Source organism: Alkaliphilus flagellatus (genome assembly GCF_018919215.1).
Lineage (GTDB): Bacteria > Bacillota > Clostridia > Peptostreptococcales > Natronincolaceae > Alkaliphilus_B > Alkaliphilus_B flagellatus.
This window is the reverse complement of record NZ_JAHLQK010000002.1, coordinates 147,938-173,350: the sequence shown is the minus strand read 5'-3', so window position 1 is coordinate 173,350 and position 25,413 is coordinate 147,938. Positions and strand designations below refer to the sequence as shown.

23 protein-coding genes and 2 pseudogenes are annotated in these 25,413 nt (G+C 33.2%); 7 read left to right on the top strand and 18 right to left on the bottom strand.

Annotated features, from left to right (window positions below):
- Window positions 1-30 precede the first annotated feature (30 nt).
- The 3 genes from KQI88_RS05750 to KQI88_RS05740 form a co-directional block, all read right to left on the bottom strand.
- Window positions 31-1,350 carry a GntP family permease gene (locus tag KQI88_RS05750; protein ID WP_216415402.1) on the bottom strand — a complete coding sequence of 440 codons (1,320 nt, stop codon included), beginning with the start codon at window positions 1,348-1,350 and terminating at the stop codon, window positions 31-33.
- Window positions 1,351-1,431: 81 nt separating this feature from the next.
- Window positions 1,432-2,235, bottom strand: a complete 804-nt coding sequence (locus KQI88_RS05745) for an enoyl-CoA hydratase-related protein (protein WP_216415401.1) — start codon at window positions 2,233-2,235, stop codon at window positions 1,432-1,434.
- A gap of 542 nt (window positions 2,236-2,777) precedes the next feature.
- Complete coding sequence (locus KQI88_RS05740) at window positions 2,778-3,704, bottom strand: DUF2935 domain-containing protein (protein WP_216415400.1); 927 nt, start codon at window positions 3,702-3,704, stop codon at window positions 2,778-2,780.
- A 215-nt stretch (window positions 3,705-3,919) separates the two neighbouring features.
- Here KQI88_RS05740 and KQI88_RS05735 point away from each other — a divergent pair, with 215 nt between their 5' ends.
- Complete coding sequence (locus tag KQI88_RS05735) at window positions 3,920-4,306, top strand: hypothetical protein (protein ID WP_216415399.1); 387 nt, start codon at window positions 3,920-3,922, stop codon at window positions 4,304-4,306.
- 442 nt (window positions 4,307-4,748) lie between these two features.
- On the top strand, window positions 4,749-5,183 hold the full coding sequence (locus tag KQI88_RS05730; protein WP_216415398.1) for a hypothetical protein: 435 nt from the start codon (window positions 4,749-4,751) through the stop codon (window positions 5,181-5,183).
- Between the two features lie 63 nt (window positions 5,184-5,246).
- On the opposite strand, the gene KQI88_RS05725 is transcribed toward KQI88_RS05730, so the two are convergent.
- The 10 genes from KQI88_RS05725 to KQI88_RS05680 form a co-directional block, all read right to left on the bottom strand.
- Complete coding sequence (locus KQI88_RS05725; protein ID WP_216415397.1) at window positions 5,247-5,744, bottom strand: hypothetical protein; 498 nt, start codon at window positions 5,742-5,744, stop codon at window positions 5,247-5,249.
- 391 nt (window positions 5,745-6,135) lie between these two features.
- Window positions 6,136-7,347 carry an ABC transporter permease gene (locus KQI88_RS05720; RefSeq protein WP_216415396.1) on the bottom strand — a complete coding sequence of 404 codons (1,212 nt, stop codon included), beginning with the start codon at window positions 7,345-7,347 and terminating at the stop codon, window positions 6,136-6,138.
- On the bottom strand, window positions 7,347-8,039 hold the full coding sequence (locus KQI88_RS05715) for an ABC transporter ATP-binding protein (protein ID WP_216415395.1): 693 nt from the start codon (window positions 8,037-8,039) through the stop codon (window positions 7,347-7,349). The genes KQI88_RS05720 and KQI88_RS05715 overlap by 1 nt, the downstream gene beginning before the upstream one ends.
- Window positions 8,032-9,360: an efflux RND transporter periplasmic adaptor subunit gene (locus tag KQI88_RS05710; RefSeq protein WP_216415394.1), complete on the bottom strand. Its 1,329-nt coding sequence runs from the start codon at window positions 9,358-9,360 to the stop codon at window positions 8,032-8,034. Before KQI88_RS05710 ends, KQI88_RS05715 begins: the two co-directional genes overlap by 8 nt.
- 261 nt (window positions 9,361-9,621) lie before the next feature.
- Window positions 9,622-9,996 (bottom strand): RidA family protein, encoded by a 375-nt coding sequence (locus tag KQI88_RS05705; RefSeq protein WP_216415393.1) that lies wholly within the window; start codon window positions 9,994-9,996, stop codon window positions 9,622-9,624.
- Window positions 9,997-10,046: 50 nt separating this feature from the next.
- Window positions 10,047-11,633 (bottom strand): N-acyl-D-amino-acid deacylase family protein, encoded by a 1,587-nt coding sequence (locus KQI88_RS05700; protein WP_216415392.1) that lies wholly within the window; start codon window positions 11,631-11,633, stop codon window positions 10,047-10,049.
- Window positions 11,634-11,691: 58 nt separating this feature from the next.
- Complete coding sequence (locus KQI88_RS05695; protein ID WP_216415391.1) at window positions 11,692-13,191, bottom strand: sodium:solute symporter family protein; 1,500 nt, start codon at window positions 13,189-13,191, stop codon at window positions 11,692-11,694.
- A gap of 34 nt (window positions 13,192-13,225) precedes the next feature.
- Window positions 13,226-14,410, bottom strand: coding sequence for a YgeY family selenium metabolism-linked hydrolase (locus KQI88_RS05690; protein ID WP_216415390.1), 1,185 nt, complete (start codon window positions 14,408-14,410; stop codon window positions 13,226-13,228).
- Between the two features lie 19 nt (window positions 14,411-14,429).
- Complete coding sequence (gene dpaL, locus KQI88_RS05685; protein ID WP_216415389.1) at window positions 14,430-15,650, bottom strand: diaminopropionate ammonia-lyase; 1,221 nt, start codon at window positions 15,648-15,650, stop codon at window positions 14,430-14,432.
- Between the two features lie 326 nt (window positions 15,651-15,976).
- On the bottom strand, window positions 15,977-17,731 hold the full coding sequence (locus KQI88_RS05680; protein WP_216415388.1) for a sigma 54-interacting transcriptional regulator: 1,755 nt from the start codon (window positions 17,729-17,731) through the stop codon (window positions 15,977-15,979).
- Window positions 17,732-18,391: 660 nt separating this feature from the next.
- On the opposite strand from KQI88_RS05680, the pseudogene KQI88_RS05675 reads away from it, so the two are divergent.
- Window positions 18,392-18,643: pseudogene (locus KQI88_RS05675) on the top strand (transposase); the annotation flags it as partial.
- Between the two features lie 393 nt (window positions 18,644-19,036).
- Window positions 19,037-19,450 carry a hypothetical protein gene (locus KQI88_RS05670; protein ID WP_216415386.1) on the top strand — a complete coding sequence of 138 codons (414 nt, stop codon included), beginning with the start codon at window positions 19,037-19,039 and terminating at the stop codon, window positions 19,448-19,450.
- A gap of 152 nt (window positions 19,451-19,602) precedes the next feature.
- Here the strand turns inward: KQI88_RS05670 and KQI88_RS05665 are convergent, their stop codons facing one another.
- From KQI88_RS05665 to KQI88_RS05650, 4 genes are all read right to left on the bottom strand, one after another.
- A complete protein-coding gene (locus KQI88_RS05665; protein ID WP_216415385.1) occupies window positions 19,603-19,824 on the bottom strand; it encodes a hypothetical protein in 222 nt (73 codons plus the stop codon).
- A gap of 169 nt (window positions 19,825-19,993) precedes the next feature.
- Entirely contained in the window at window positions 19,994-20,368 is a 375-nt protein-coding gene (locus KQI88_RS05660; protein ID WP_216415384.1) for a hypothetical protein, read from the bottom strand.
- 592 nt (window positions 20,369-20,960) lie between these two features.
- The gene (locus KQI88_RS05655) at window positions 20,961-21,212 is read right to left on the bottom strand and encodes a helix-turn-helix domain-containing protein (RefSeq protein ID WP_216415383.1); all 252 of its coding nucleotides are present in this window, start codon (window positions 21,210-21,212) and stop codon (window positions 20,961-20,963) included.
- A gap of 27 nt (window positions 21,213-21,239) precedes the next feature.
- On the bottom strand, window positions 21,240-21,767 hold the full coding sequence (locus KQI88_RS05650; protein ID WP_216415382.1) for an RNA polymerase sigma factor: 528 nt from the start codon (window positions 21,765-21,767) through the stop codon (window positions 21,240-21,242).
- Between the two features lie 619 nt (window positions 21,768-22,386).
- On the opposite strand from KQI88_RS05650, the gene KQI88_RS05645 reads away from it, so the two are divergent.
- Together KQI88_RS05645 and KQI88_RS05640 are read left to right on the top strand one after the other, a co-directional pair.
- Window positions 22,387-22,620 (top strand): BhlA/UviB family holin-like peptide, encoded by a 234-nt coding sequence (locus KQI88_RS05645; protein WP_216415381.1) that lies wholly within the window; start codon window positions 22,387-22,389, stop codon window positions 22,618-22,620.
- 166 nt (window positions 22,621-22,786) lie between these two features.
- The gene (locus KQI88_RS05640) at window positions 22,787-23,197 is read left to right on the top strand and encodes a hypothetical protein (protein ID WP_216415380.1); all 411 of its coding nucleotides are present in this window, start codon (window positions 22,787-22,789) and stop codon (window positions 23,195-23,197) included.
- Window positions 23,198-23,322: 125 nt separating this feature from the next.
- Here KQI88_RS05640 and KQI88_RS05635 read toward each other — a convergent pair whose 3' ends face one another.
- Entirely contained in the window at window positions 23,323-23,793 is a 471-nt protein-coding gene (locus tag KQI88_RS05635) for a hypothetical protein (RefSeq protein ID WP_216415379.1), read from the bottom strand.
- Between the two features lie 312 nt (window positions 23,794-24,105).
- Between KQI88_RS05635 and KQI88_RS05630 the strand changes: the two are divergent.
- Window positions 24,106-25,322: pseudogene (locus KQI88_RS05630) on the top strand (IS256 family transposase).
- Window positions 25,323-25,413: the final 91 nt, after the last annotated feature.

Sequence of the window (25,413 nt, the reverse complement as noted above, 5' to 3'; positions counted from 1 at the left end):
ACAATATGTTTATTTCACTTGATTACTTTGTTATGGAAGCATAGGGAACATGGAAAATAAAACTACTGCAACTATAGTACCAACTGCAGGAGTAACTACTGTAAGCCAAAATATAGGTCCATATGCATCCTTATGTGTTTCATTACATAGGCCATTTGTAACTGTAACAATATATCCGTTATGTGGTAATGAATCTAAAGCTGCTGATGAAATGGACATTGTTCTGTGTATTGCGCCAGCTGCAACACCTCTTGCTAAATAAACAGGCCCTAATAGAGGGGCTGCAATTCCTAACCCACCTGATGCAGAACCAGTTATACCTGCTATAACTGTTGTACCTACGGCAATACCAACAAATTCTGGGCCTGGAATATTAACCATTGCATTTACGGCAACTGGAAAAGCTAGAGAAGCCTGAACTACTGCACCAAAACCAACAACAGCACAAGTATTACTTATAGAAAATATAGAGGTTTTACAGACTTCTCCTACATTATCAAGGACTCTCTTGTTATCTTGATATTTATTTAGAATAATAAATACTAGTATAGAGCCGACAAATACGCCTGCTTCAAGGGGAAGTATTGGCTTGCCATCAACCTTAAAATTAATTAGTATAATTGTGATAATTAATGGAATCAAAGCCATAATTCCATTAGGCAGCTCTGTGTCTTCCTGAAAATTATCCATAGATTTCGCTACAAAGTGCTCGCCATTGGCTTTTGCCTTATTTACCATTCTATATAAAAGGAATGCTCCTAACAGAAGGATAACACCACAGGAAATAAAGCCTATTACTGCACCCGCCATTAAGTCTGTTCCTAATACTTGTGCAGGTATAGCATTATGAATCTGTGGAGCACCTGGTGCAACCATAGCAAAAGTAGAACATCCAAATGTTAATGCAGCTGGAATAAATCTTCTAGGCAAATCAGCTTCCTTAAAAACTTCGATAGCGATAGGAAAAACAGCAAAACTTGCAACAAAAGCACTAACTCCACCATAAGAGATGATACCACAAGCCAAAGGGATTGATATTAAGGCCATTTTTGCACCGAAAATCCTAACAATCATTTTTGCTATTGCTTTAGCACCATTTGTAACCTCATACATTTTCCCCATTAAAGTACCTGTTAAAAAAATTAAAAAATTATTTTTTAAAAAACCAACAAAACCCTCCATATAATTTGACTTCAAAGCATCATATAGATTAATCCCTCCTGTTAAGGCCACAATAACAGAACAGGCTATAGCTATGATAAAAATGTTTACTCCCTTCATTACTAAAATCATTAATAAACCAAGTGCAATTATAATGCCAATCAAACTTACCATTTCTGCCCCTGACATGTGCTAACCTTCCTTTCATTTTTTATTGTTTGTGTTAATATTTTATTAACAAATTAAGTGTCATAAAATATTTTTCAAAAATTATTTATTATTAAATTTAGGAGTCCTCTTTTCGAGAAACGCTGTCATACCTTCGTCCTTATCTTCTGAAGCAAATGTAAGTGCTGCTAAATCTTTTTCAAGCTCGAGAGCATTACCTAAATCTAAATCAGCACCTTTATTAATAGATATCTTAGAATATTTAATAGCCATTGGAGCCTTGGAAATTATAGTGCCCATCATGTTTTTGGCCTCATTTAAAAGTTCTTCAGCAGGAACTACCTTGTTAACAAGTCCAATAGCAGCTGCCTCGTCAGCCTTTACCATTCTTCCTGTAAAAATAAGCTCCTTTGCTCGTCCACTACCTATAAGCCTAGGTAATCTTTGTGTTCCTCCAAAGCAAGGGATGACACCTAAATTTACCTCTGGTTGTCCCAAAACAGCCCTTTCGGAAGCAATTCTTAAATCACAACTCATTGATAGTTCACATCCTCCACCTAATGCATATCCATTTACCGCTGCGATTACAGGCTTTCCTAAGGCTTCAATCTTATTAAATGTACCTTGAGCATATTCTGCATAGTTCCTGCCTTCTTCTGCTTTGTACGGTTGCATTTGAACAATATCTGCCCCTGCAACAAAACCTTTTCCTTCGCCTGTTATAATAACTCCTAAAATCTCCTCATCTGAACTTATGCTATCAATGATAGTATTTAACTCATCTAAAGTTTGATTGTTTAGTGCATTTAGGGCCTTTGGTCTGTTCATAATAATAATTGCAACAGATCCTTCAATATTCACTTTAATGTTTTCAGGATTTAAATCCTTTAATGCTACTGTTTTCATAAGATCATCCTCCTCTGTTTTTTATACTTAAATATACTTGCAATATCCTTGCCAAAAAAATAACATAGTGTTTTTTATTAAATTAAAAAATAGAAAGATAAATTATCTTCCTATTTCTTATCTGTATTATGTTTTTAAAATGCTACTATAGCTATAATCAGTGGTTTTTTACCTATACAAGCTTAGAATAGATTATGTTTTATTAACAAAATAAAATATAAAAATATAGATATTTCTCGAAAAAATGTACACACAAAATTATCAATAGCTAATTAATAAAATAGAAATTATCATTTTTGAGATAAAAAATTAACAAAATTGATGATCCAAATAAAAGAATATGCTTATGTATTAGTAAATATCGAGCTTTTCAAGCATATTCCGACAAAAAAAGATAATATTATCTTTTTTTAGACAAATGACTCAAAAAAGAGACATATCTAGTGTAATAAAAAATCACATTTTTTATTTCTTACTACAACTATTATATACTAAAAATTTAAGGACTCATTGAATCAACCAGTCCTTAATATAGTTCTAATCTAATCTATCTTCTGAAACTTCTTTAATAAACGTATGAAATGATTGGATTCACGAAGTACGTGGTCTCCTAGTAAAGGTATTATTATAGACCTAATCTTACAATCCAGTAACCCTTCTGTGCCTTGGGCGTTAAAATCACTAACCCTCTTTGTAGCTTCTAGACTTTCATCTGTAATTTCATCAATTGGTAAGCACTCTTTAATAGCTTCCTCTACCGCTTCTGTCAATTCATCAAATTCGTTAGCAAAATTATTGGCTATATTAATTAAATCATTTTCAGTCGGATCAAGTAATCCACGTATGAATTTTGAATGCTCTGCCATAATTCTATTCCAGAATAATTCCTGCTCATAGATTTCTTTTTCTACATCAATTTTTTCTCTGTTTTGAAGTCTAACAATCATTCTTAGGTACAATTTTGCTTCCCTTAAAATATGATCAATTAATAAAGGATAGTTGGTTGTAAACATGTTGCAGGATAAAACATTAGATAAAACATTGGTTTTAAAATCTATTATAGCTGTTATTAAACATATTGCTCTGTGATTAAGCATGTATATTGTCTGTTCAAACATAGGGTTGAACATCGTACATTCTCCACCCATTAGTTCCATTTCTGCCTGTGTAATATAGGTTGGTATATTTACACCTGTATAGTATGAGGTTAGGTTTTCAGCCTTTAGGGTATATGGTGTTACCACTTCTCCTGATTGAATAACACTAGGGCTTACAATCCCATTTGATAAGCAAACAACCTCCCATAAAAGCTTATCAAACTCCATTCTCAAGTTATCTGCCTGTTGAGAGTAACTTACATCCCTTGGTGTAAACCCTACTTGTAAGAAAAATGAGTGTTCCTTCATAATTCTAGCAAAAAAAAGATGAGTTTCTAAAGATTGTCTTATAAATGCATTACTTGATAACATAATACTCCTCCTTTTTAAATGTAATTTCCCTATGTTATCATAGTATTAATTTTTTTAGAATTTGTTACAGTTTTTTTTAAGTTCATCTTTTTGAAACTTTATATAATATTAATCCTCTACATAAAAGTAAAAGTTTTCTATCATAGTCCTTATAAAGGTAACATCCATAAAAAAAGTGCATATTATATAGCACCAAAAGATATTGGAGGGGTTTTATGAATAATATAGACTATTATCAAATGATGGGATATCCCACTTGTTCACCAATTGCGGAATGTACTACAGAAAGTTTAGAATCTATGTATCCAGAAATATATCATAGAGTTTATCCTAAAGTTATGCATATGTGTATGATGATGGACCATCCAAATAATCCAGAAATGTATCCTTGCCCAAGAAGAGAAACCGTTGAGCGTATGGCGGATGATATTTATATGCAAACTATGATGGAAATGGGTGGAGAATGGGAAGATTGGCAGCCTATGTCTCAACAATTTCCAGAATTTGGCCGAGATAGGTTTGGTCGAAGACCATTCCTTCGTGACCTCATATTCATACTATTGATTAGACAGCTTCTGCGTAGAAGGGGCCGTATATTTTAATCTTAAATTAAATGTTTAATATGTTGCCTTTGAATAAAATTATTAGATGTAGTTAAAAAAACAGATCATGATTAAATTATCACGATCTGTTTTCAGTAATTTTAAAAAATGAGAATCTATTTTTAGAATTCTCATTTTTTATTTATTTCTTATTTAAACTGATATACTCTTCAATCTTATCATTTAAAGCTGAAGCACAAATTCCTAAAATAAGTAGTGTAAGTACAAGAAGATGTAGAAGAAGTTAAGTCCTATATATTAACACAGCAAAATAAATACTAAGGTATAACATGTTTTAATCAAGAAAAAATTTTTATAAATTAATTTTTAAAAATAGTTGATTATTTCTTCCTAAATTCCTTTTATATAGTGTAAGACGAAGCAAGTTGGCCGACGAGAAAGTCTTGCAAAATAAAAATATATTATAAAAGGAGAGATTATTATGGGCAGAAGAAAAGAATATATTGATACGCTTGTTTTATCTAAACAAGAAATAAATTCAATTAAAAGAGCACAATTTGAAATGAGGATGGAAGGTTTTACTAATCAAAATGAAGAGAAGCTTAGACAAAGGCTATCGGCTTTTACAAATGTGTTATCGTTTGCATTTAAGTTACCAACTGCTGTAACTTTAGCAGCTGCCGCAATTTCAGCAATAACTTCATCACCAAGTGAGCGTGATGTCATAATTAATGTTTGTAGAAATGGAGAGGATTATTTAGAACAACTTTGGAATATAATGGATGACAATCCAAACTACGAATTAATAGAAGTACAATTACCATTTCTTGAATTTATTGATGAGGGATTTAGAATTGTTCAAGGTAGAGGAATAGTTAAAGCAGTAAAAGTTGGAGGTTATTGGATACCGATGTAATAATTTAAATTAATACAAGAAAACCTCATTGATTTGTTAAAATCAATGAGGTTTTCTTTTGCATTAATTTTGAGAATTAGTAATTAAGTCATTAATATACTCATAATCAAATTTATCATCTATAATCTTATAATATCCATCTTTAAATTTAGGTCTGGGGGAACTAATCCATAGAATGGTTAAATTATCTAGCCATATTTCGTTAATATGTACCTCTGTCCCATATCTTGTTGGTGAGGTCTCAAATTCAAACATACCAGAATAGTAAATATCTCCATGGTTATGAATTTCATCCCAATTTGATTTCTCTTTTAAAGGCACTAAATTCAAATCACTAAAATATTCAAATATACGAGTAGTGGTATTTAAATTATGAGTAGACTTCTTTATTGTATCATTAGGGTGAGGGTGATTTTCGCTAAAATGGAAACCATTTAGAGTATCAGAGTCTAGCTCAACTAATGGGTTATATGGGATTTTATAATATATATAATGTTGGTAAATGAATGTTGCTAAAAATAACAGTATTAATGCTATAAATATATATTTAAACTTCTTCATGTTTATAATCAAATCCTTTCTACATTTAAACTATTTTATTTATGTTGCCTACGAGTATATCATACCTAAAATAGATACTTTGTCGTAAATTGTTATAGAAATATTACAGTTTTATTTCAATTTATATTTATATATTACTTATTAACGGAAACATTGTATTTTAATTACTAAATCTATCTCTATATAATTAAGTATTTATATATGCACAGGATATTAAGAAGACATAAAAATAATTAGAAACTTCTATATACACTATAAAAGCTTCTAATTAATAAAATTAACATTATACTATTTTTTTAATAATACTATTTTAACTATAGTAATTTTTCAAGAACTTTAAAAAAGGGCTATTGCAAAATTTATACTTTGCAATAGCCCCGTTGCGTCTGCCTTACTCGTACCTAAGCGCCTCGATAGGATCAGCCTTTGCCGCCTTCCTTGCGGGGTAAAGCCCGAAGAAAATACCTACCACAGCAGAAAAAACAACTGCTATTATAACCACCTGCGGCTTAACAATGGCACTTATTCCAAAGGCCATGCTGCCTATTGCCACAACGCTTGTTCCAAGTATCGTGCCTATAATTCCCCCTGCCGCCGAAATTATAGCAGACTCCACGAGAAACTGAAGAAGAATATCCTCCGTTCTTGATCCAAGTGCTTTTCTAATACCGATTTCCCTCGTTCTTTCGGTAACGGAAACAAGCATAATATTCATAATGCCTATGCCTCCAACCACAAGGGAGATAGCTGCAATTGCGCCTACAACAAGGGAAAGTGTGCTCATCATGCCGTCAATAGATTTCATTTCCTCCTCGGCAGTATAGTATCTTACATTTTCAGGCTTTATCCCCTTTGCCCTGCTCACATAGTTTATGAACTTTGTTTTAAATTCATCAACACTTATATCTTTTGAAGAACTTATCTCAATAGACCAAAACAAGCCATCCTTTTCTGTTATAGCTGTTTCGGGAACATAGGTTACGGCTCTTGTTCCACTGCCACCCAAAAGCTTTTTAAGGGCTGAATCATTGTTCTTATAAATTCCCGTAACTGTAAACTCCACAAGATTCTCGTTAACCTGAATTCTCAAAATCTTACCTACAGCGTTTTCTGCTCCGAAGATCTCCACGGCTGTTTTGTCTTCGATAATTATGTAGGGCCTTGAATTTTTGATATCGTTATTGGAAAACATCTTTCCGTGTATAATATTAAGCTTCTTGTACGCCTCAGGGTTTTCTGCCAATCCCTCAAGGCTTGCATCCTTCATAACCCTTCCATTTTTAATTTTTCCAGAAGCTCTGGCTCCTGCGCTTATATATTGCACCTTATCTCCAAAAGCCTCTTTTATATTCTCTATATCCTCATAGGTGTAGGTCTCGTTCGAAGTATAATAGTCGCTTTCAGACATTATGTAGCTGTAGGCCAGAGTTGTACCGACATTTTCAAATTCAGCAGCAATAACGCTTCTCATAGTATCTCCGAGAGAAACTATTGAAATAACAGAGCTTATTCCTATAATCATTCCAAGCATTGTAAGGAAGGAGCGCATTTTATTTACTCTGATGGAAGAAAAGGCCAGACCTATATTTTCAAAAATAAGCATTATTCTGCCTCCCTCCTTCTGTCCTCAATAATCTGCCCATCACGAAAGCGTATAATTCTTTTGGTGTATTCGGCTATGTTATCCTCGTGGGTAACAACGATCACAGTTACTCCCTCATTGTTAAGCTCAGTAAAAAGGTCCATAATTTCCTCAGAAGAAGAAGTATCAAGATTTCCCGTAGGCTCGTCAGCTAAAATAATTGATGGCTTATTGGCAAGAGCCCTTGCAATGGCTATCCTTTGCTTCTGACCTCCAGAAATTTCGTTGGGCATGTGATGAAGTCTTTCTCCTAAGCCTACCTTTTCCAGCAGTTCTATTGCTCTTTCCCGCCTTTCCTTCTTTCCCATCTTTGCATACACCATAGGTAGCTCAACGTTTTTAAGCGAAGATGTTCGGGGAATCAGGTTAAAGGATTGGAAAACAAAGCCTATTTTTTTGTTTCTTATAGAAGAAAGCTCCCTGCTCTCCATTTTAGAAATATTAATTCCGTCCAGCTCGTAAACTCCGCTTGTAGGCCTGTCAAGACAGCCGAGAACGTTCATAAGTGTTGATTTTCCCGAGCCTGACTGACCCATTATGGCAACAAAATCCCCCTCCTCTATGGAAAGGCTTACATCTCGCAGTGCATGAACCTGAACAGCGCCTGTGTCGTATATTTTGCTGAGATTTTCAATTTTTATAATACTACTCATTCACAATCACACTCATTCCGTCTGTCATAAAGGCATTGGGGTTAAGCACAACCTTATCTCCTTCTTTAAGCTCATCGCATATGATCTGAACCTCTAGCACATCCTCTACTCCCAGCAAAACATTTAATTTCTTAACCGTTTTGTCTTCTTTAAGAACAAAAACACTATATGTATTGTCGCCATTATCTATAAGTGCCTCTAAAGGAATAACAAGTGCATCTTGAGCAATGGCTGTTTCAACCTTGGCCGAAGCGTTAATTCCCGCAATAAGCCCCTTTGTATCCCCAGTCACATCAATTTGGACAGGAATTATTCTCTCGTTTGACCCCTGTTTCTGCTCTCCTGTGGGACTTATGCGTGACACAATGCCGTCAACTTCATCGCCATTTAAAATATCTGCGCTTATTTTAACCTTTTGCCCTATTTCCATCTTCGCTATATCATATTCACTTACATTCGCTACCATTTTAAGGGTATCAATATTTTCAATTTCAAACATAGGCTTTTTATCATCTATCTCGTCGGCAAAACGGCCCACCTTTGCATTGACCCTCGTTATGGTTCCTGCTATAGAGCTTTTAACCTTGCAGTCCTCAAGCTCCTTTGTCTTTCTTTCAAGTTCCTTTTTTGCGATTTCTATGCTTTTTGATCCAGAAGCATTGTTTGAAGAAATTTTTGCATTTCTTATCTCTGCCAACTGTGCATCGGTGGCCTGAACCTTTCCGTCCACCACATTAAAGGCATCAACCTTTCTTTTCGCCTCGTTAAGAGCATTTTCCTTGTCCGTAAGCTCCCACTTACTTGCCATTCCTGAATCGTATAATACCTTTATACTTTCGTATCTGCTTTTAGCTGTGCTATACATTTCCAAGGCAGACTCATAGCTCCTTTGGCTGCTTTCCAGCTCTTCCTTAAGCCTTTGCTCTGCTAAAGCTGCAGAGATTTCCTTACTGCTTTTTCCTTCAGTGTTTTGTATCTGCAAGAGCTCAACATTGTCCTTAAGCTTCTGAATTTCCTCTTCAAGATGGCTTACATCTAGCACCGCAAGTACCTGATCCTTTTCCACCTTGTCTCCTTCCTTAACATCAATGGAAAGTATTTCATAGTGAAGTCTTGACACCACCTCAACGCTTTCCGTTCCTTCAAGCGGTGCCTTAAGACTTAAAGTAGATTTTATGTCTTTTTTAACAACATCGGAAACACTTACAGCCATCCCACTGTTAGCAGGCGATTTACGCTTAGCATTTACACTAACCACACCTAAAATAAGAGCAAGAGCTACAACGCCCATGATAATTTTCTTTTTCCGCGAAATTTTCATATTGATCCCCCTTGTAAATAATTAGTTCATTAATCGCAACTTTATTATACACTATAATTCTTAAAAAAGGATAAATAACATTCTTAAGAATTCTTTAAGAAACAAACTGTGTTCTTAAATATTAATTTAACTTCATATTCTAGTAAACTTATCTTAGTGTAAATTTACTAGCACATGAAGTTAATTTTATAAAAAATAAACAGCATCTCCCTCAGCTTCTTGGAAGTGCTGTCTTTAATTAAATCATCACATAAGAATTTTTTATCTTAGTGCAACAACCTCAATTTCAACTAGAGCATCCTTAGGTAATCTTGCTACCTCTACACATGATCTAGCCGGATAGCTTTCTGTAAAGAATCTTTCATATACCTTATTTATTCGTGGAAAATCACTCATATCCTTTATGAATACAGTGGTTTTAACAACCTTTGAAGAGTCCACTCCTGCTTCTTTCAATATAGCAAAAACATTCTTAAGAGATTGCTCTGCCTGTTCCTCAACATCCTCTGGCATTTCTCCTGTAATAGGATCAATTGGCAACTGTCCTGAGGTATATATCATGCCATTAGCCTCTATAGCCTGTGAATATGGTCCTATGGCAGCCGGTGCCTCCTGTGTAAAAATTAGCTTTTTCATTTACAATCACACTCCTAAATGTATATATATTTGTTCTTTCGTAAAATATCTTACTTTCTTCTAATAACCCTTCCTGCACGATTTCCAGTATGTCTGCCGTGGTCGATAACCATCTCTCCGTTTATAATTACATAAGCAATTCCTTCAGGATATTGGGTAGGGTTAGTAAAGGTTCCTTTGTCTATTATTGTATCCTTGTCAAAGATACAGATATCTGCCAATAAGCCTTCTTTAATTTCTCCTCTATCCTTTATGTTAAAGGTGGCAGCAGGCTTCTTGGTCATCTTATAAACTGCTTCCTCAAGAGTTAATGCTTTATCCTCTCTAACGTATTTTCCAAGTACTCTTGGGAAGGCTCCGTATACTCTTGGATGAGGCTTACCTCCTAAGAGACCGTCTGAGCATACATTCATTTCCGGAAGTCTCATGAAGGTCTGTACATGCTCCTCTGTACCATAGAAGTCTACCATTCCTACGGCATTTTCTTCTTCTAGTAGAAGGTCAAAAGTGGCATTATAGGGATCCTTTCCTCTAAGCTTTCCTAATTCTATGAGGCTAAGGCCAACAGCATCCTCATTTTTGCTGCTCTTTACGCTGGTAACAAATATCTGATCAAGGCCTGCAAATTCAACGAAGTTATCCCATCCATGTATTCCGTTTTCTATGTCATATATCATCTTTTTCCTGAGTTCTGCATCTTTAAGACGTTCGATTACCCTATCTGTTCCTCCGTCATGAACCCAAGGAGGAAGAATAACACCAAGCATTGTGCTGCCTGCTACATAAGGATATTGATCAAAGGAAATGCTGATACCTTCAGCCTTTGCTTTTTCTAAGAGCTCGATAACTTTTTCAATCTTATCCCAGTTTTTCTTTCCACAAACCTTAAAGTGAGAATAGTGAATTCTAACTCCGGATTCTCTTCCTATTTGTATTACTTCTTCCATAGAATCTAATATTGTATCTGCTTCGCTGCGCTGATGTATTACAAATACTCCGTCATACTCAGCTACAACCTTACACATTTCAATTATCTCTTTTGATTCAGAGTAAGCACAGGGCATGTATATAAGTCCGGTGGAAAGTCCAAAGGCACCGGCCTCCATTTCTCTTCTTGTAATTTCTACCATCTTATTCAGTTCTTCCTCTATAGGCTGCCTATTATCCAATCCCATAGCCTCCATACGTATATTGCCGTGAGGTACTAAGTAACACTCGTTAAGTCCCGGTCTTACCTTCTCAATCATAGAAAGATAGCCTGCAGTATCCTTGTAGGTCCAATCTATTTCATCACTATCTCCATCAAGTCCTGCCAAGTTTTTTCTCCAGGGACTTATATATTCTACCGGTAGCGGTGCCATGGAAATACCGTCCTGACCAAGGATCTCCGTAGTAACTCCCTGCATTACCTTAGGCATAACCTCTGGCTCTATAAGAATCTGAAGGTCGCTATGACTGTGCGTATCAATAAAGCCTGGAGCTACCACAAGTCCTTCAGCATCAATAACATCAGCATACTTAGCTTCAATATTCTCTCCAATTTTTTCAATTCTGTCACCATTTATTAACACATCAGCTTTATATCCTTTATTTCCGCTTCCATCAACAACAAGGCCATTTTTAATTAATTTTTTCATGTAGCTTTCACCCCACAAATATTAGTTGTTAAAATTGATGTAATATATCTCTTAAGTCCTATTTAAATTCTACTACCGCTGCAGGCTCAGTAAATTCTATTTCTGGTGCAGGCTTAATACCCATTTTTCTATCTAATGCTGATACCAAGAATATTACCGCGAAGGCTATGATGCCGCCGGGAACCATTGAATTGAGGCCCCAAGGCGTATTAAGACCATAAATCCATATAGCAGCTACTATAGTACCACTAACAATTGATATGAAACCTGCTCTTTTGGTAACATTTTTATAAAAAATAGCGCAGATAAAGGCTGCGAAAGGTCCTGCACTTCTTAGTGCGAAGGCTCCCATCATAACGCTAATGATGTTTGAAGCTGTTAAAGCAACTGTTAGTCCTACAATACCAACCACTGCCATTGTTACACGTGAAATCCAAATCTCTTTATTATCATCTTTAACGCCTTTATTTATATAAGGTCTAAAAATATCATTAGTAAACATTGTAGCAGTACCAATCATATTACCGGAAGCACTGCTCATGGTTGCTGCTACGATAGCTGCAAGTACTATACCTGCAACCACAGCGGGAGCAAATGTTATTGTTGATTCTGCTAAAGCATTTTTCTGAGCACCGTTTGCTGCAAAGCCATCAATGCATACATAAGCTACCAAACCTATGATAGCGGGAACCATAGCATAAACAGCTGATAAAACACCGGCGATAATAGAGCCTACCTTAGCGGACTTTCCGTCCTTTGCAGAGCAGTAAGTTTGCACTATTTCCTGTCCTGTTGGGAAAGTCATGAAATACATGGCAATATATCCGATTATAGTTGGAAGTCCTATTTTAGTCATGCTGATAAGATCAAGGTTATTACCTGAATTATCAGTAACTGTCTTGGCCTTTTCAAATAATACTGAAAAACCGCCAACTGCACTGTTGTTAACAATTATAACCATAGCAATGGTCATTCCAATGGTTATGAATAAAACGTGCATCATGTTTGCTGCTGTAACAGATTTGAATCCTCCTACCATGGTGTATATGATAACAACCACTGTAGTAATTATAGCAGCTATCTTAAATTCAACTCCGGTAACAACGTTAATTATTGAAGCAGTAGCTATTATCTGTGCACCGGTGGCCATAAACAAGGCTGCAATGGAGGTAATTGCAGTAAAAATATGTGATTTCTTACCATATCTTTTGCTGATTATCTCAGGAACAGTATTGGCCTGTGCATTTCTGAAATAAGGAGCAATAAAGGAAACTAGAACGAAGCCTATACCCGCTGCAATAGCGTACCAGCCTGCAGATATTCCATATGTAAAAACATTAGTTGCTATACCCGTGGTACTGGCACCGCCTGTATTAGCTGCAAAGAGTGTACTTGCAAGCATTACAGGTCCTAGAGATTTACTTGCCATAAGAAAATCATCGTTACTCTGATTTTCTGTCTTGCTCTTTTTACGGCTTGATACAAAAAGTCCAAGAGCAACAGTTGCCGCCATGTATAGCAAAATTATTACCAATGCCATAATCTGAGTACTGTTCATATTAATCCCTCCTGTTTATTCTCTTTTTTTACTTTTATTTAAGTAATGCCTTCATAACTCCGTAATAGCACTGAGTTACTGAAGTTAGCTGCTCAATTTCAATGTACTCATTTACTGTATGTGCTAGATTTTCTTTTGAAGGCCCTATACCAAGAGTCTTGATGTTAGCCTCTCCTGCATAGTGACTGCCATTGGTGCAGAAATTATATTCAGTAATGGAAGGATTAAAACCCATAGCCTTTATTTCAGCGTAAACAACTTGAACAAATTCTTCCCTTTCATCATAGAGCCAGCCCGGGAAGAATCTCTCTCCCTCAATTTCATTGCCAGTATAGCACATTTCCTTTCCTATAGAATAGGAAGCCTTAACCTTAAGCTGAGGATCCTTTTTCATCATCTCTTCAAGAAGTTCTGTTATAGGTGCCAATACACTTTCTTTTGTTTCTCCTACTAAAAGTCTTCTGTCATATGTAGCTCTACAGTACTCAGGTACTACTGACGCTCCAGGATAAGGACTTGACTTAATATCTGTAAGCTCTAGAATACCATCTCCTAAAACCTCATGGTGTGTTGGCTTTAAGGTTCTTATAGCTTCGATTACATGAGCCATTTTATATACTGCATTGATACCTTTTTCAGGATTTGCCGAATGGCAGGGCTTTCCGAAGGTTTCGATTATTATTTCTCCTCTACCTCTCTGCCCAATTTTAATATTAAGCTCAGATGCTTCACCTATAACTACATAGTCGGGCTTTACTCTTTCACTTATTGATCTTGCGGCAACACCTTCAAAGCATTCCTCATGAACCACTCCTGCTACATAAATATCTCCAGCAAAATCTCTATTGCAGTCCTTTGCAAAGTTTGCTGCGGCACAAACCATTGCAGCCACAGCCCCCTTCATGTCTGAGCTGCCTCTTCCGTAAATTCTTTCATGGTGAATCTCTCCTCCGAAGGGTGAATAGGTCCATTCATCAGGGTTTGTTACGGGAACTGTATCTATATGACCATCAAAGAGTATTTTTTTGCCAGGCTTATTTCCTTTTATATGGCCTATGATGTTTCCATATCCATCTATTATTACGTCATCAAAGCCCAGGGCCTCGAAATTTCTTTTCAATGCATTAGCAACCTTATCCTCTTGTCCTGAATAGCTTTGAGCTCTTATAAGCTCCTGACATAAAGCTATAACCTTTTCTTCTCTTTCTTTACTCAACATTTTTATCACCTCTTAATATTTATCTTTTCTCATAGCTTGAATATTTTCCATTCCAAACAATATCTATATAATTTTCTTTGTCTGTATCTCCCTCTGTGCTAAAAAACAGCACCCTTGAGTTTTCATCTAACTTAAGCTTTTCTCTCATCCAAGCCAGGTTATTGTTAGTCATTATTTCAGCTACACAGCCTAAGGTAGCAGCTCCGCTTTCACCAGAAATGACCCTTTCATCTCCTTTAGGTGGATTTCCTAAAATTCTCATACCTTCTGCAGCTGTATAGTCTGGGCAAGATATAAAGTTATCCGCATAATCCTTAAGAATATTCCAGCCTATGGTACATGGCTCACCGCAGGCAAGACCTGCCATTATAGTATTCATATCACCTGTTACAAAACGTAGCTTTCCGTCATCGGCCTCTGCTGTTCTGTAAATACAATCAGCTTTATTAGGCTCCACTATAGTTATAATCGGTCTATCTTCACCATAAATAGCTGAGAATAAACCTGTGATAGCACCGGCCATGGAACCTACCCCTGCCTGAAGGAAAATATGTGTTGGCTTCTCCTCTCCAAGCCTCTTTAACTGTTCATAAGCCTCATAGCCCATGGTGCTGTAGCCCTGAATAATCCAGGTAGGAATGTCTTCATAGCCCTCCCAGGCTGTATCCTGTACCATTACCCAACCCTTTTCTTCAGCCATGCTGTTTGCTAAACGTACTGCTTCGTCATAGTTTAAATCGGTTATTGAAGCTTCTGCTCCTTCTGCAATAATGTTGTCCAGCCTTTCCTTAGCACTGCCCTTTGGCATATATACCACAGAGTGCTGTTTTAGCTGTTTTGCTGTCCAGGCTACTCCTCTTCCATGATTACCGTCGGTGGCAGTAACAAAAACTATATCTCCAAGTTTTTTTCTCACTTCTTCAGAGATTAATTTCTCATATGGCATTTCTGCTATACTGCTGTTAAGTCTCTTAGCTAAATAATTTCCTAAAGCAAAGCTGCCGCCTAGCACCTTAAAAGCATTTAATCCGAATCTATAGGATTCATCCTTTACATATATGTCTCCTAACCCTAATTCTTTAGCTAAATTCTCCATATTTCTTAAAGGTGTTTCGTTATAAACCGGAAAGCTTTCGTGGAAGCTCTTCACCTCCTTAACTATATCAATGTTAAAAAAACCTAAAGGATATTTCTGTCCTTTTTTACGTTCAAATTGTACCATCTTAAAGGTTTCTTTCATCGTTCCGTCCTCCTTCTATCATTTTGTCAGTATTAATAGCTTTTTCTTATTAGTTACTGTCACTTTAATATTGAGCAATTTTCGTGCCGAGATTTAAAAAAAAGACTATTTTTTTTGATGGCATTTACATAGCTGGTTTCAGAAAGTGCATATTTCAAAGGATATAAGCCAAATAAATAAAAAAGACGCTTACAAGCCCAGCTAATAAACGTCTAAGTTAACCCTTAAATGCAATTACATTTAATAACATATTTTACTTAAATTGTTTTTCATTTTTAAAATTGAATTTTCATTTTTAAAATTGAATTTTCATTTTGAAAATAATTTCATTTCTTCAATACTTCCTCCAGTCTTCTGTAAAAGGTGGTTAAGCTAATGCCCAGGCTCACCGCTGCCTTTCTTTTTCCTTCCGTTGTATCCCCAAAAATACTTAAGGCCTTCTGTATTTCCCTAAGCTCCAGTTCCTTAAGGGGTGTTATTGTATCAGAGTTATTATTGATTATAATCTCTGTGGAAACATCCTTAAAAAAATCCACCGAAAGGGTTTTATCATTTAATACTCCGTCGCTTTCCATCATATTAACCATGAATTCAACGGTATTTTCCAGCTCTCTTACGTTTCCTCTCCACATATGGTTCTTTAACAACTCCATAGTACTTCTTTCAATATAGATGTAAAACTTATTAAGCAAGCGGCTATATCTTTTGATGAAATAATTCGTAAGTTCTTCAATATCCTCTCTTCTTTCTCTGAGGGGTTTAATACTGAGAGGTATAACATTCAGTCTATAATACAGATCTTCTCGGAACTTTTTTGTCTCTATCATAGCTTTAAGATCCTTATTAGTAGCCGCTATAACCCGAACATCTATAGGTATCACCTGGTTAGAACCAATACGGGTAATTGTCCTTTCTTGTAGTACTCTTAACAGCTTGGCTTGAAGATATATAGGCATGTCTCCTATTTCATCTAAAAATATTATCCCCTGATTTGCAAGCTCGAACTTTCCTATTCTTCCCTTTGGGTCCGCTCCACTGAAGGCTCCTTTAACATATCCGAAAAGCTCGCTTTCCAGTAGTGATTCAGGGATAGCGGCACAGTTAACAGCAACAAATTTCTGATTCCTTCTGTCACTTTCTCTCCATATGGCGGTGGCCACCATTTCCTTACCAGTTCCGCTTTCTCCTGTAATCAGTACTGTTGAATTTGAGCCGGCTACCTTCATTATATTTCTTTTTAATCTTTTTGTTGCTTCACTGCTGCCGATAATATTTTTCGCATCTACAGTTTTTAGTGTAGCCGTCATTTCGTACAGATCAGAATGTATAGTTTTAATATTCTTAAAGATAAGTATGCTGGTATACTGGTAATCTCTTAGCTCTAAGGGGTACACCTCTCCCATAATAAATATCTCTTTATTGTCTATTATCATCTTGTATTCCGAGGTATTGTTCAGCTCATCACCGGTATAAATGATTTCCACGGTCTTGCCTTTCACTGTGGATATGCCCAACTGCTTCTTGGCGCTCTCGTTTCCTCTTGTTATGATATTGCCTTTTCCCATTATCAATACACCCTGCTCCATATGATCAATTACACTGTCTAAGGTAGCTATTATAGATAATTTACTTTCTTTTTCCTTCTGTTCTAAGGCCTTGGCGGCAATAAAATACGCTATTTGATTAATAAACTCAAGGTAAAGCTTCTCATTTTGTAAAATCAAATCCCTTTGGTCCTTATTGCTTCCTACAAGTCCAATAATTCCTATGATCTCTTCATGAACCTTGATTGGCATGGAAATCTCTATGGTTTCCTGACAATTACTTCGGCTTGGGCAGTTAAAACACAAAAAATCCTCTCCGGGATTATGAATAGCCCTTATTTCTCCGGTATTTAAAATATGCTTATACACATAGCCCTCAGAGGACATGTCCTGATTTACATCTTCTGCATAAAGGCCTGTACCGGCTACACGGTATAATTTTTTATCCACTACCTCTACATCTACGCCGGACACCTGTGCGATTACATCTGCATATTTCTGAACGATATCCTGAATTGAAAATAAATCAAAATTCATATCTTCACCCTTTTTCTCTTTTTTATGTTTATAATTTTTATAATATATCAACAATTTCAAAAATTATTATTTAAGGGACTTTATCTTTGTTTAATTCTTTTATTACAGCCAACTTAATGATGAAATATAGGATAATTCCTGAAATAGCAAAAATATTGGAAGTAAAGATATATTACAAATACCCAGTGCTCTCATGAACTTTCCCCTACTTCTTATTCAAAAATAATTACACATTTTTATCTTGTTGGTAACTATATTTTTCTACAAAAACCTATAAAAACCTTCAACTTTATTCGACTTTCCTTAACTATACATTATCCAGCTTAACTTCATCCCTAGGAACTTCTGTATAGCTCTTTTCAACCTTAGAAAATATAATCTGTTTATCGTCATAATATAATTGTTGGACTAAATTGATTCTTATCAATATAGTTTTTAATTTCTACTAATATATCTAATTGTTTATTTTTCATCCTTATACCTCCTCGTATAATATGTTTAGAACCATTGTCTAAGCATATTTATTTTTTTATTGTTAATTAAGATATCCTAAGGCTAAAATGTAACTATAGAATAATTAGCAAAGGAAAATTTGGCTCTCATGATGCATTAGCTAAATATGCTGGTCTTACTTGGAGAACTAACTAATCTGGTAACTATTCAGCTGATACCACTAGAATGACTAAGACTGGTAACAAGTACCTTAGGTATTACCTAATAGAAGCTGCTAATAGCGTTAAGAACTATATTCCTGAATTCAAGGATTTCTATAGCAAGAAGTACGGTGAGGTTACTACTCACTGTCATAAAAGAGCACTTGCACTTACATCACGTAAATTAGTACGTCTGATTTTTAGCTTGCTGACTAAAAATCAAATCTACTACAGCAATAAAGTTGGAGACATTCAATAAAATATTTTTCTTTCTAAGCCTATTTTTTTCTTGAAAAATCATAGGTTATATTAAAGTTACCCTCTTTTAAAAGTTTTGTTTGATTTCTTTAAAAATCTTTTCTTGACATACTACCAGATTGCTAAATATGTATTCTTATTGTTAACAATTTTAAATCGCAACACGTAATGATACTCATTATCATCAAAGTATTGTCATATGTCTATGCCTATGTCAATGATTGCTATTTTTCTATTTTTTAAAACTTAATGAAAAAAATATATATTAATTTTTTAAAATGGTTGATTATTTTTTACTTAAATCTCTTTTATATAGTATAAGACGAAATAAGTTGGCCAATAAAGAGAGTCTTGCAAAATAAAAAAATATATATTATAAAGGGAGGAAATAAAAATGACAAGTGAATATGTTGTAAACAGACACTATACATTAAAACAGGTAAGAGATATTAACAGAGGTATGGAGGAATGTTTATTTCAACATTCTACGCAAACATCGTTAGCAAACAGAATTATAGCAGGAGGTATAACAGGCATAGGATTGTGGGTCACTGCTCCAGTAAGTGTTGTTATAGCTAATTTAGTTGCAGGATTAGTTTTTCAAACTTTATCAGACGTTCCAAACTCTAATTCCATAATGAAAAATGGCCATTATGATATGTTGAGAATAGAAACAATAATGTCACGTAATGGGTATACTGAATGTAAAGTAAGAATTGCTGTATTAAAGAAAGATAACGTAGAAATTTTTCAAGCCGTTATGCCTACTGCATACTTATCAAATGGTGTATGGATGGAAATAGAATAATCAAATAGTAGATAATAGAATAAACTGACACATTTTTAATGGTCAGTTTATTTTATTATTAAACTTTATTTTATCTTATATATAGAATATATTCTTATCTTAAATTAATAAATAATAAAGATGCAATTTTTTAACTAATATTTTTTACTTAATTATAATTGATAAATTAGTGAAGTTATAAAAATAAAAGTTAAGAATATCAATATAATTACCGGAATTAAGCGATGTATAAATAATGCCTCTTCACTCGGTTCAATATCATTCTTATACTGCCATCTTCTTCCCAACATAAAAGTTTTTCTAGGATTAACAATGCTATAAATTAAAACACCTAAAAAAATCAAGTAAACTAATGTACCAAATATTATATCCATAAGTATATCCTCCTTTTTACAATTGTATCGTAAAATTTACTTTGTTCCAAAATACGCTATTAAATAAAATTACGAATGAAAAAATCGTTCATTTCAAGTATAATATTTATCTTCTATAAGAAATAATCAATAGAAAGAATGATCATAATCACTTAGGGATATTCATAATTTATTCTTTATCTAAATTAATATAATCTTTAATCTTACCATTTAAAGTTGTAGCATAAATTCCTAAAATAAGTAGTGTTAATACAAAATAACTCCAACCTTTAGTCCAAGCACCAATAATTATAATCAATGTTAAACAGATATATATTAAATAAGTAATTTTATTGTATCTTGTACTTATATTATTGTATATACTATAACTTATCGTTATAATTAAAACTGCTAATGGATGAAAAATATTATAATTTAACCTTATATCACTGTCTAGCAATTCATAAGCTTTATTATCCATTAAAATTAATTTGTTATGATAATATATTATCAGTAAGCTCAGTATTGCTATTATCATATATTTTAATGACTTTGATTTAGTCATATATATTCCTCCAGAAACAGTATATTGAGAAGATCTAAATATTGAAAGTCATTATGTACCGAAGACTCTAGTCTAATGTTTTGTGTAATCAGTTTTTCATATAAACATAGCTATATCATATAATATTTTATGACAATAACCTCCTAGATGCGCTAATAAAAATACTTATACACTCTTTCTTATTTTAAAATATATTATACACAAAATTCTAGCAATCCAAGCACTGAAAAGATCTATAAATTGGTATATACTTCATAAATAAACCTAAATAAGGTTATTGAACCTAAGTCAATATTCTCAAAAAAATCTAGAAACCCAAACATATAAAATTGTTATAATGGGCATATACCCTTTCCTAACTATACTATAACTACATTCGTTTTGTTATTATAATCCTAGCATACTTAAAATAAATAACATGTCGTAAATTGTTATAGAAATATTACGATTTCATTTCAATTTATATATTTTTTTGCAGATTAATTTTTATATATTTGAATAAAAAATTAAAAGCTTCTATATGTAACACAGAAGCTTTTAACCTAATAAACTTAAAATCATATTATTTTAGTTATGACTTAATATAAACTAATTATTCTTTCAGAGACAGTAATTCTTCAAAGGACTTATGTACATCCTCTATAGCTATAGGGGAAAACTCAAAAGACTTTATACAGTTTATAAGTTTAATATTTAGCTCTTGAAAACAGTCTTCATCAAACTTTCCATCTATAAAACTATTTTTATGAACTAAAGGCTGAAACATTTCTAGTATTTTTTGTATAGAATCCTTATCCCCATTTTGTGCATTGTGAAAAACTTTCCGTAATTCTCTATCTTCCATATCTCCTTCCCTCCTGATTTAACTTTTTTATATATTTGAATATAGCTTTCTTCTTAATTTGTTTAATGCAGCCTTCTTTGTTTTATTAACTCCCTGCTTTGTAATACCAAGTTTTTTGGCGACTAAAGTGTCACTTTCCCCTGTAATGACACACATATATAAAATTTGTTTTTGTCTATCTGTAAGAGTATTAACAGCCTTTAATATTTTCTTATCATGAGAAATCTCATCATAACTACAGCTGCTATCTTTTACAACAAACTCGGTTATATCATCTAAAAAATCATTTTGACTATACTCAATGAGGTTCATTCTTTCTTCATTGAAATTAGGATCAATAATATTTAAGCTCAATTCTTCTCTTTGGCTTATTTGATTAGTTTTTTTCTTGATTTGCATTGCAGAGAAAACTATGGTTTTTTTTATATATCCATATAGATATACTTTAAAAGCATAGTTATTGAACTCATCTTGCAAACTACCTGGTAACATGTTACTTTTTAACTCATCATCAAGCTTTTGTCTCTTTAAAAAGTTTTCTGCTAATTGATTCATACTTTGATCCCTCCCATTTTATTTTTTCTTTAGTAAAACTAATTGTAACCTTCTTTAATATATAAAAGAGTTTTTAAAATTTTCTGTAAACCATTTTGTATATATTTATATAAATAGTTACTTTTTTACCATATATTCTCTTTATTTAGAACTTATGTTCTGTGAAAGGGTAAAAAAAATTATATATTTTCTTATCTTACAACTTCGTTTTGTCTCTTTTCCGTGACCAACTAAAGCACCTTATAAAAATATATATATCGTTAATTGCATCTTAATTTTTTTATTATTATAATTGTACAACAATTGAAATATATAATATGTCATAAATTGTTGTAAAAATATTACAATTTGATTGCAATTTATCTTCCTTATATTATTAAGTATCGACAAAAAAACATATCAATATTAAGTCTACTCGAGTTTCAATATCATTTTCTCTTGTACATGTCTCTAACAACACTCTAATTACTTTATTAAAAGCGCCATATTCCTCTATCTATATTTAAATTTCTTTTTACATATGGTTTACATATGTACCCATAAAATTATTTTAAATTAATATAGTACTCTCTTTAGTCCAATTTAAAGAACTCATTTTATAAAGTAAGGAGGTGTAATAATGGAAAATGAAGTATTAAAACTAGCTTCGACTCAAGGAATATGGGCAGCATTATCTGTAGCTCTTATTTTTTATATCTTGAAGGGGCAGGAAAAGAGAGATGCAAAGCAGGTTGAACGTGAGTCTAAGTATCAAGAAATAATCTCAACCCTAACAGATAAGTTAAATATTATAGAAGATGTAAAAAAAGATATTGAAGAAGTTAAATCTTATATATTAACACAGCGAAATTAAGACTAAATAGATCAAGTTTTATCAGAGTAAATCTTATTTATAAATTAATTTTTAAAGTTGGTTGACTATTTTGACCTAAATCTCTTTTATATAGTGTAAGACGAAACAAGTTGGCCAACAGAAAAAGTCTTCAAAAAATAAAACTATATTAAAGGAGAGATATATTATGCCTAAGTGGAGATCAGAGGTAGTAGAAACTATAACAGTAGATAAAGATGAAGCAGAACAGATGCTATATGCTCAAGATGCAGTTTATGAAAGAATGAAGGAAAGTATAACAGAAAGACAGCTAATTACAAAACTTGGTTCTATAAGTTCTACTATATTGAGCTTTCTCTTTATGCTTCCTACTAAATATGCTGTAGCGGGAGCTATATCTACTATTATTGGTGGAATATCTGTTTCAGAAAAAAACGACGTACTAAATAGCATAAGTAATGGACTTTCTGGTATTACTAAAATAATGAAAGCATCTTCAGATAATAATGGTAAACCAGTTACAGCAGAAGTTGGCTTCTTAGTATTCGATAACCTAGGAATTAGAACTGTTTCTAGTCGATATCCTGTTATTGAATAATATAAAGCCTAAGTAGAGTCATCTATAGAATATGTAAATATAAAAGACTTCTCTTTAACAAGATTAGTAAACACGTCTTAGTTAAAAAGGAGTCTTTTATTATATAAAATATCTTATTATAATCTTCATATAGAACCGTATAGTTTTTCAAGATAATACTTGTCAAATTTATCATTTAATATTTTATAATTTTTTTTAACAATAACTTGATTAGGTAATTCTAATGTAATCTGTAGATTTTCATAATCTTGTGTTGTAATTTCAACAGAGCAATCATCTCCACTTACAACATCCCTATAATTTAATAATATCATATACTTAATATCTTGATCTTTATCATTAATATCTATATTTTTAATTTTTTGTAACGAAAGTGTGTTAAGATACTTTATCAAATCATCAATTTTTTCTTTTTCGGTAGTGGTTCTATACTCAAAATCATCCCTAGAATTTTCAAGAGAGTATCTAAAAATGTAAATCGATAGAGTGTCTATATCAGGATTAGATATTTGACCAAATACACTTTCCTTAAATGTTGTTTGATTCGAAGTACAGAAAGTCAATAAAAAAATGGATATTAAAGCTAATGTAATCAAAAGGGTTTTCCTAACATATTTTAATTTCACTAAATCACTTCCTTTTTATTTTTATTTCATTATGGTAAAATAATCTCTTTTATATAATACTAACAAAACAAATAGATTTTGCATGTCGAAATTTGCTTATTTCAAAACATTTAACTTGCAATTTTATAGAACAATGATGATCCACCAGTTTAGCTATTAATTTTTTCTATACAATTATACACAAAAACAGGGTAGTGTAAAATAATCTGTGCTTAAGTGAAAATAAGTGCTCATCTCTGGCAAGAATTAGAAGTAATATTATGTCAGAGATGAGCATTTTTTATGAGTACATTGCCTAAAGAAGTTTTACGAGAAATGATACTAGGAGGAAACTTAAAGACAGCAGGAGATTTACAATCATACTTAAAGATATTTCTAAAGATGTTCTACAGGAAATGTTAGAAGCTGAACTGGAAGTAGAATTAGGCTACTCTAAAGGCGATAGGAATAATAAAAAGACGGATAATAGACGCAATGGGCATACTGAAAAAACTGTTAAAACTCAATTTGGTGAAATGTCTCTTGAAGTACCTAGAGATAGAAATGGTGATTTCGAGCCAGTTGTAGTTCCAAAAAATAAAAGAGATATATCAGGTATAGAAGAAAAGGTAATATCTCTTTATACAAGGGGGATGTCTACAAAAGATATTCATGATCAAATTAAAGATATTTATGGTATTGAAATGTCTGCTGAGATGGTTAGCAAAATTACTGATAATATTTTGCCTTGTATAAAAGAATGGCAAAATAGACCGTTAGAACCGCTGTATCCTTTCGTATTCCTAGATGCTATTCATTACAAGGTTAGAGAAGATGGCCAAATTAAAAGTAAAGCAGCTTATATTGTATTAGGCGTTACTTTAGACGGTTTTAAGGATATCTTGGGTATATGGATTGGAGAAAATGAATCATCTAAGTTTTGGTTATGTGTCTTAAATGAACTGAAAAATAGAGGTCTACAAGATGTATTAATATTTAGTGTAGATGCTCTAGCAGGATTAACAGACGCTATTAAAACAGCTTATCCAAAGGCTGAAATTCAAAGATGTATTATTCATCAGCTTCGAAATTCTTTTAAGTATATTAATTACAAAGATATAAAGCAATTTGCTAAGGACTTTAAAGAAGTATATGCTTCAATTAATGAAGAATCAGGATTTTTAAAGCTTGGAGAGCTCGAAGAAAAGTGGAGTAAAAAGTATCCGTTTGCTATTAAAAGTTGGGAAACAAATTGGGATGTATTATCGTCTTTCTTCAAGTTTCCAATTGAGATTAGAACAATTATGTATACTACAAATGTAATAGAGAGTCTGCATCGTCAGTTTAGAAAGGTTACAAAAACTAAATCAGTCTTTCCTAATGATCAGGCATTAGAAAAAATGCTTTACTTATCAAGTCAAAATGTGATGAAGAAGTGGACCCAGCGCTATAGAAATTGGGATAATATCCTTAATCAGCTAATCATATTCTTTGATGGAAGGATAGAACCTTATCTATAAAGATTTAGTTTAAATTCAAAATTAAGACAGAAAATTAATTAGAATATTTTAGTATAATTTAAACCCTAATAAAGGATACACTTCTCCATTT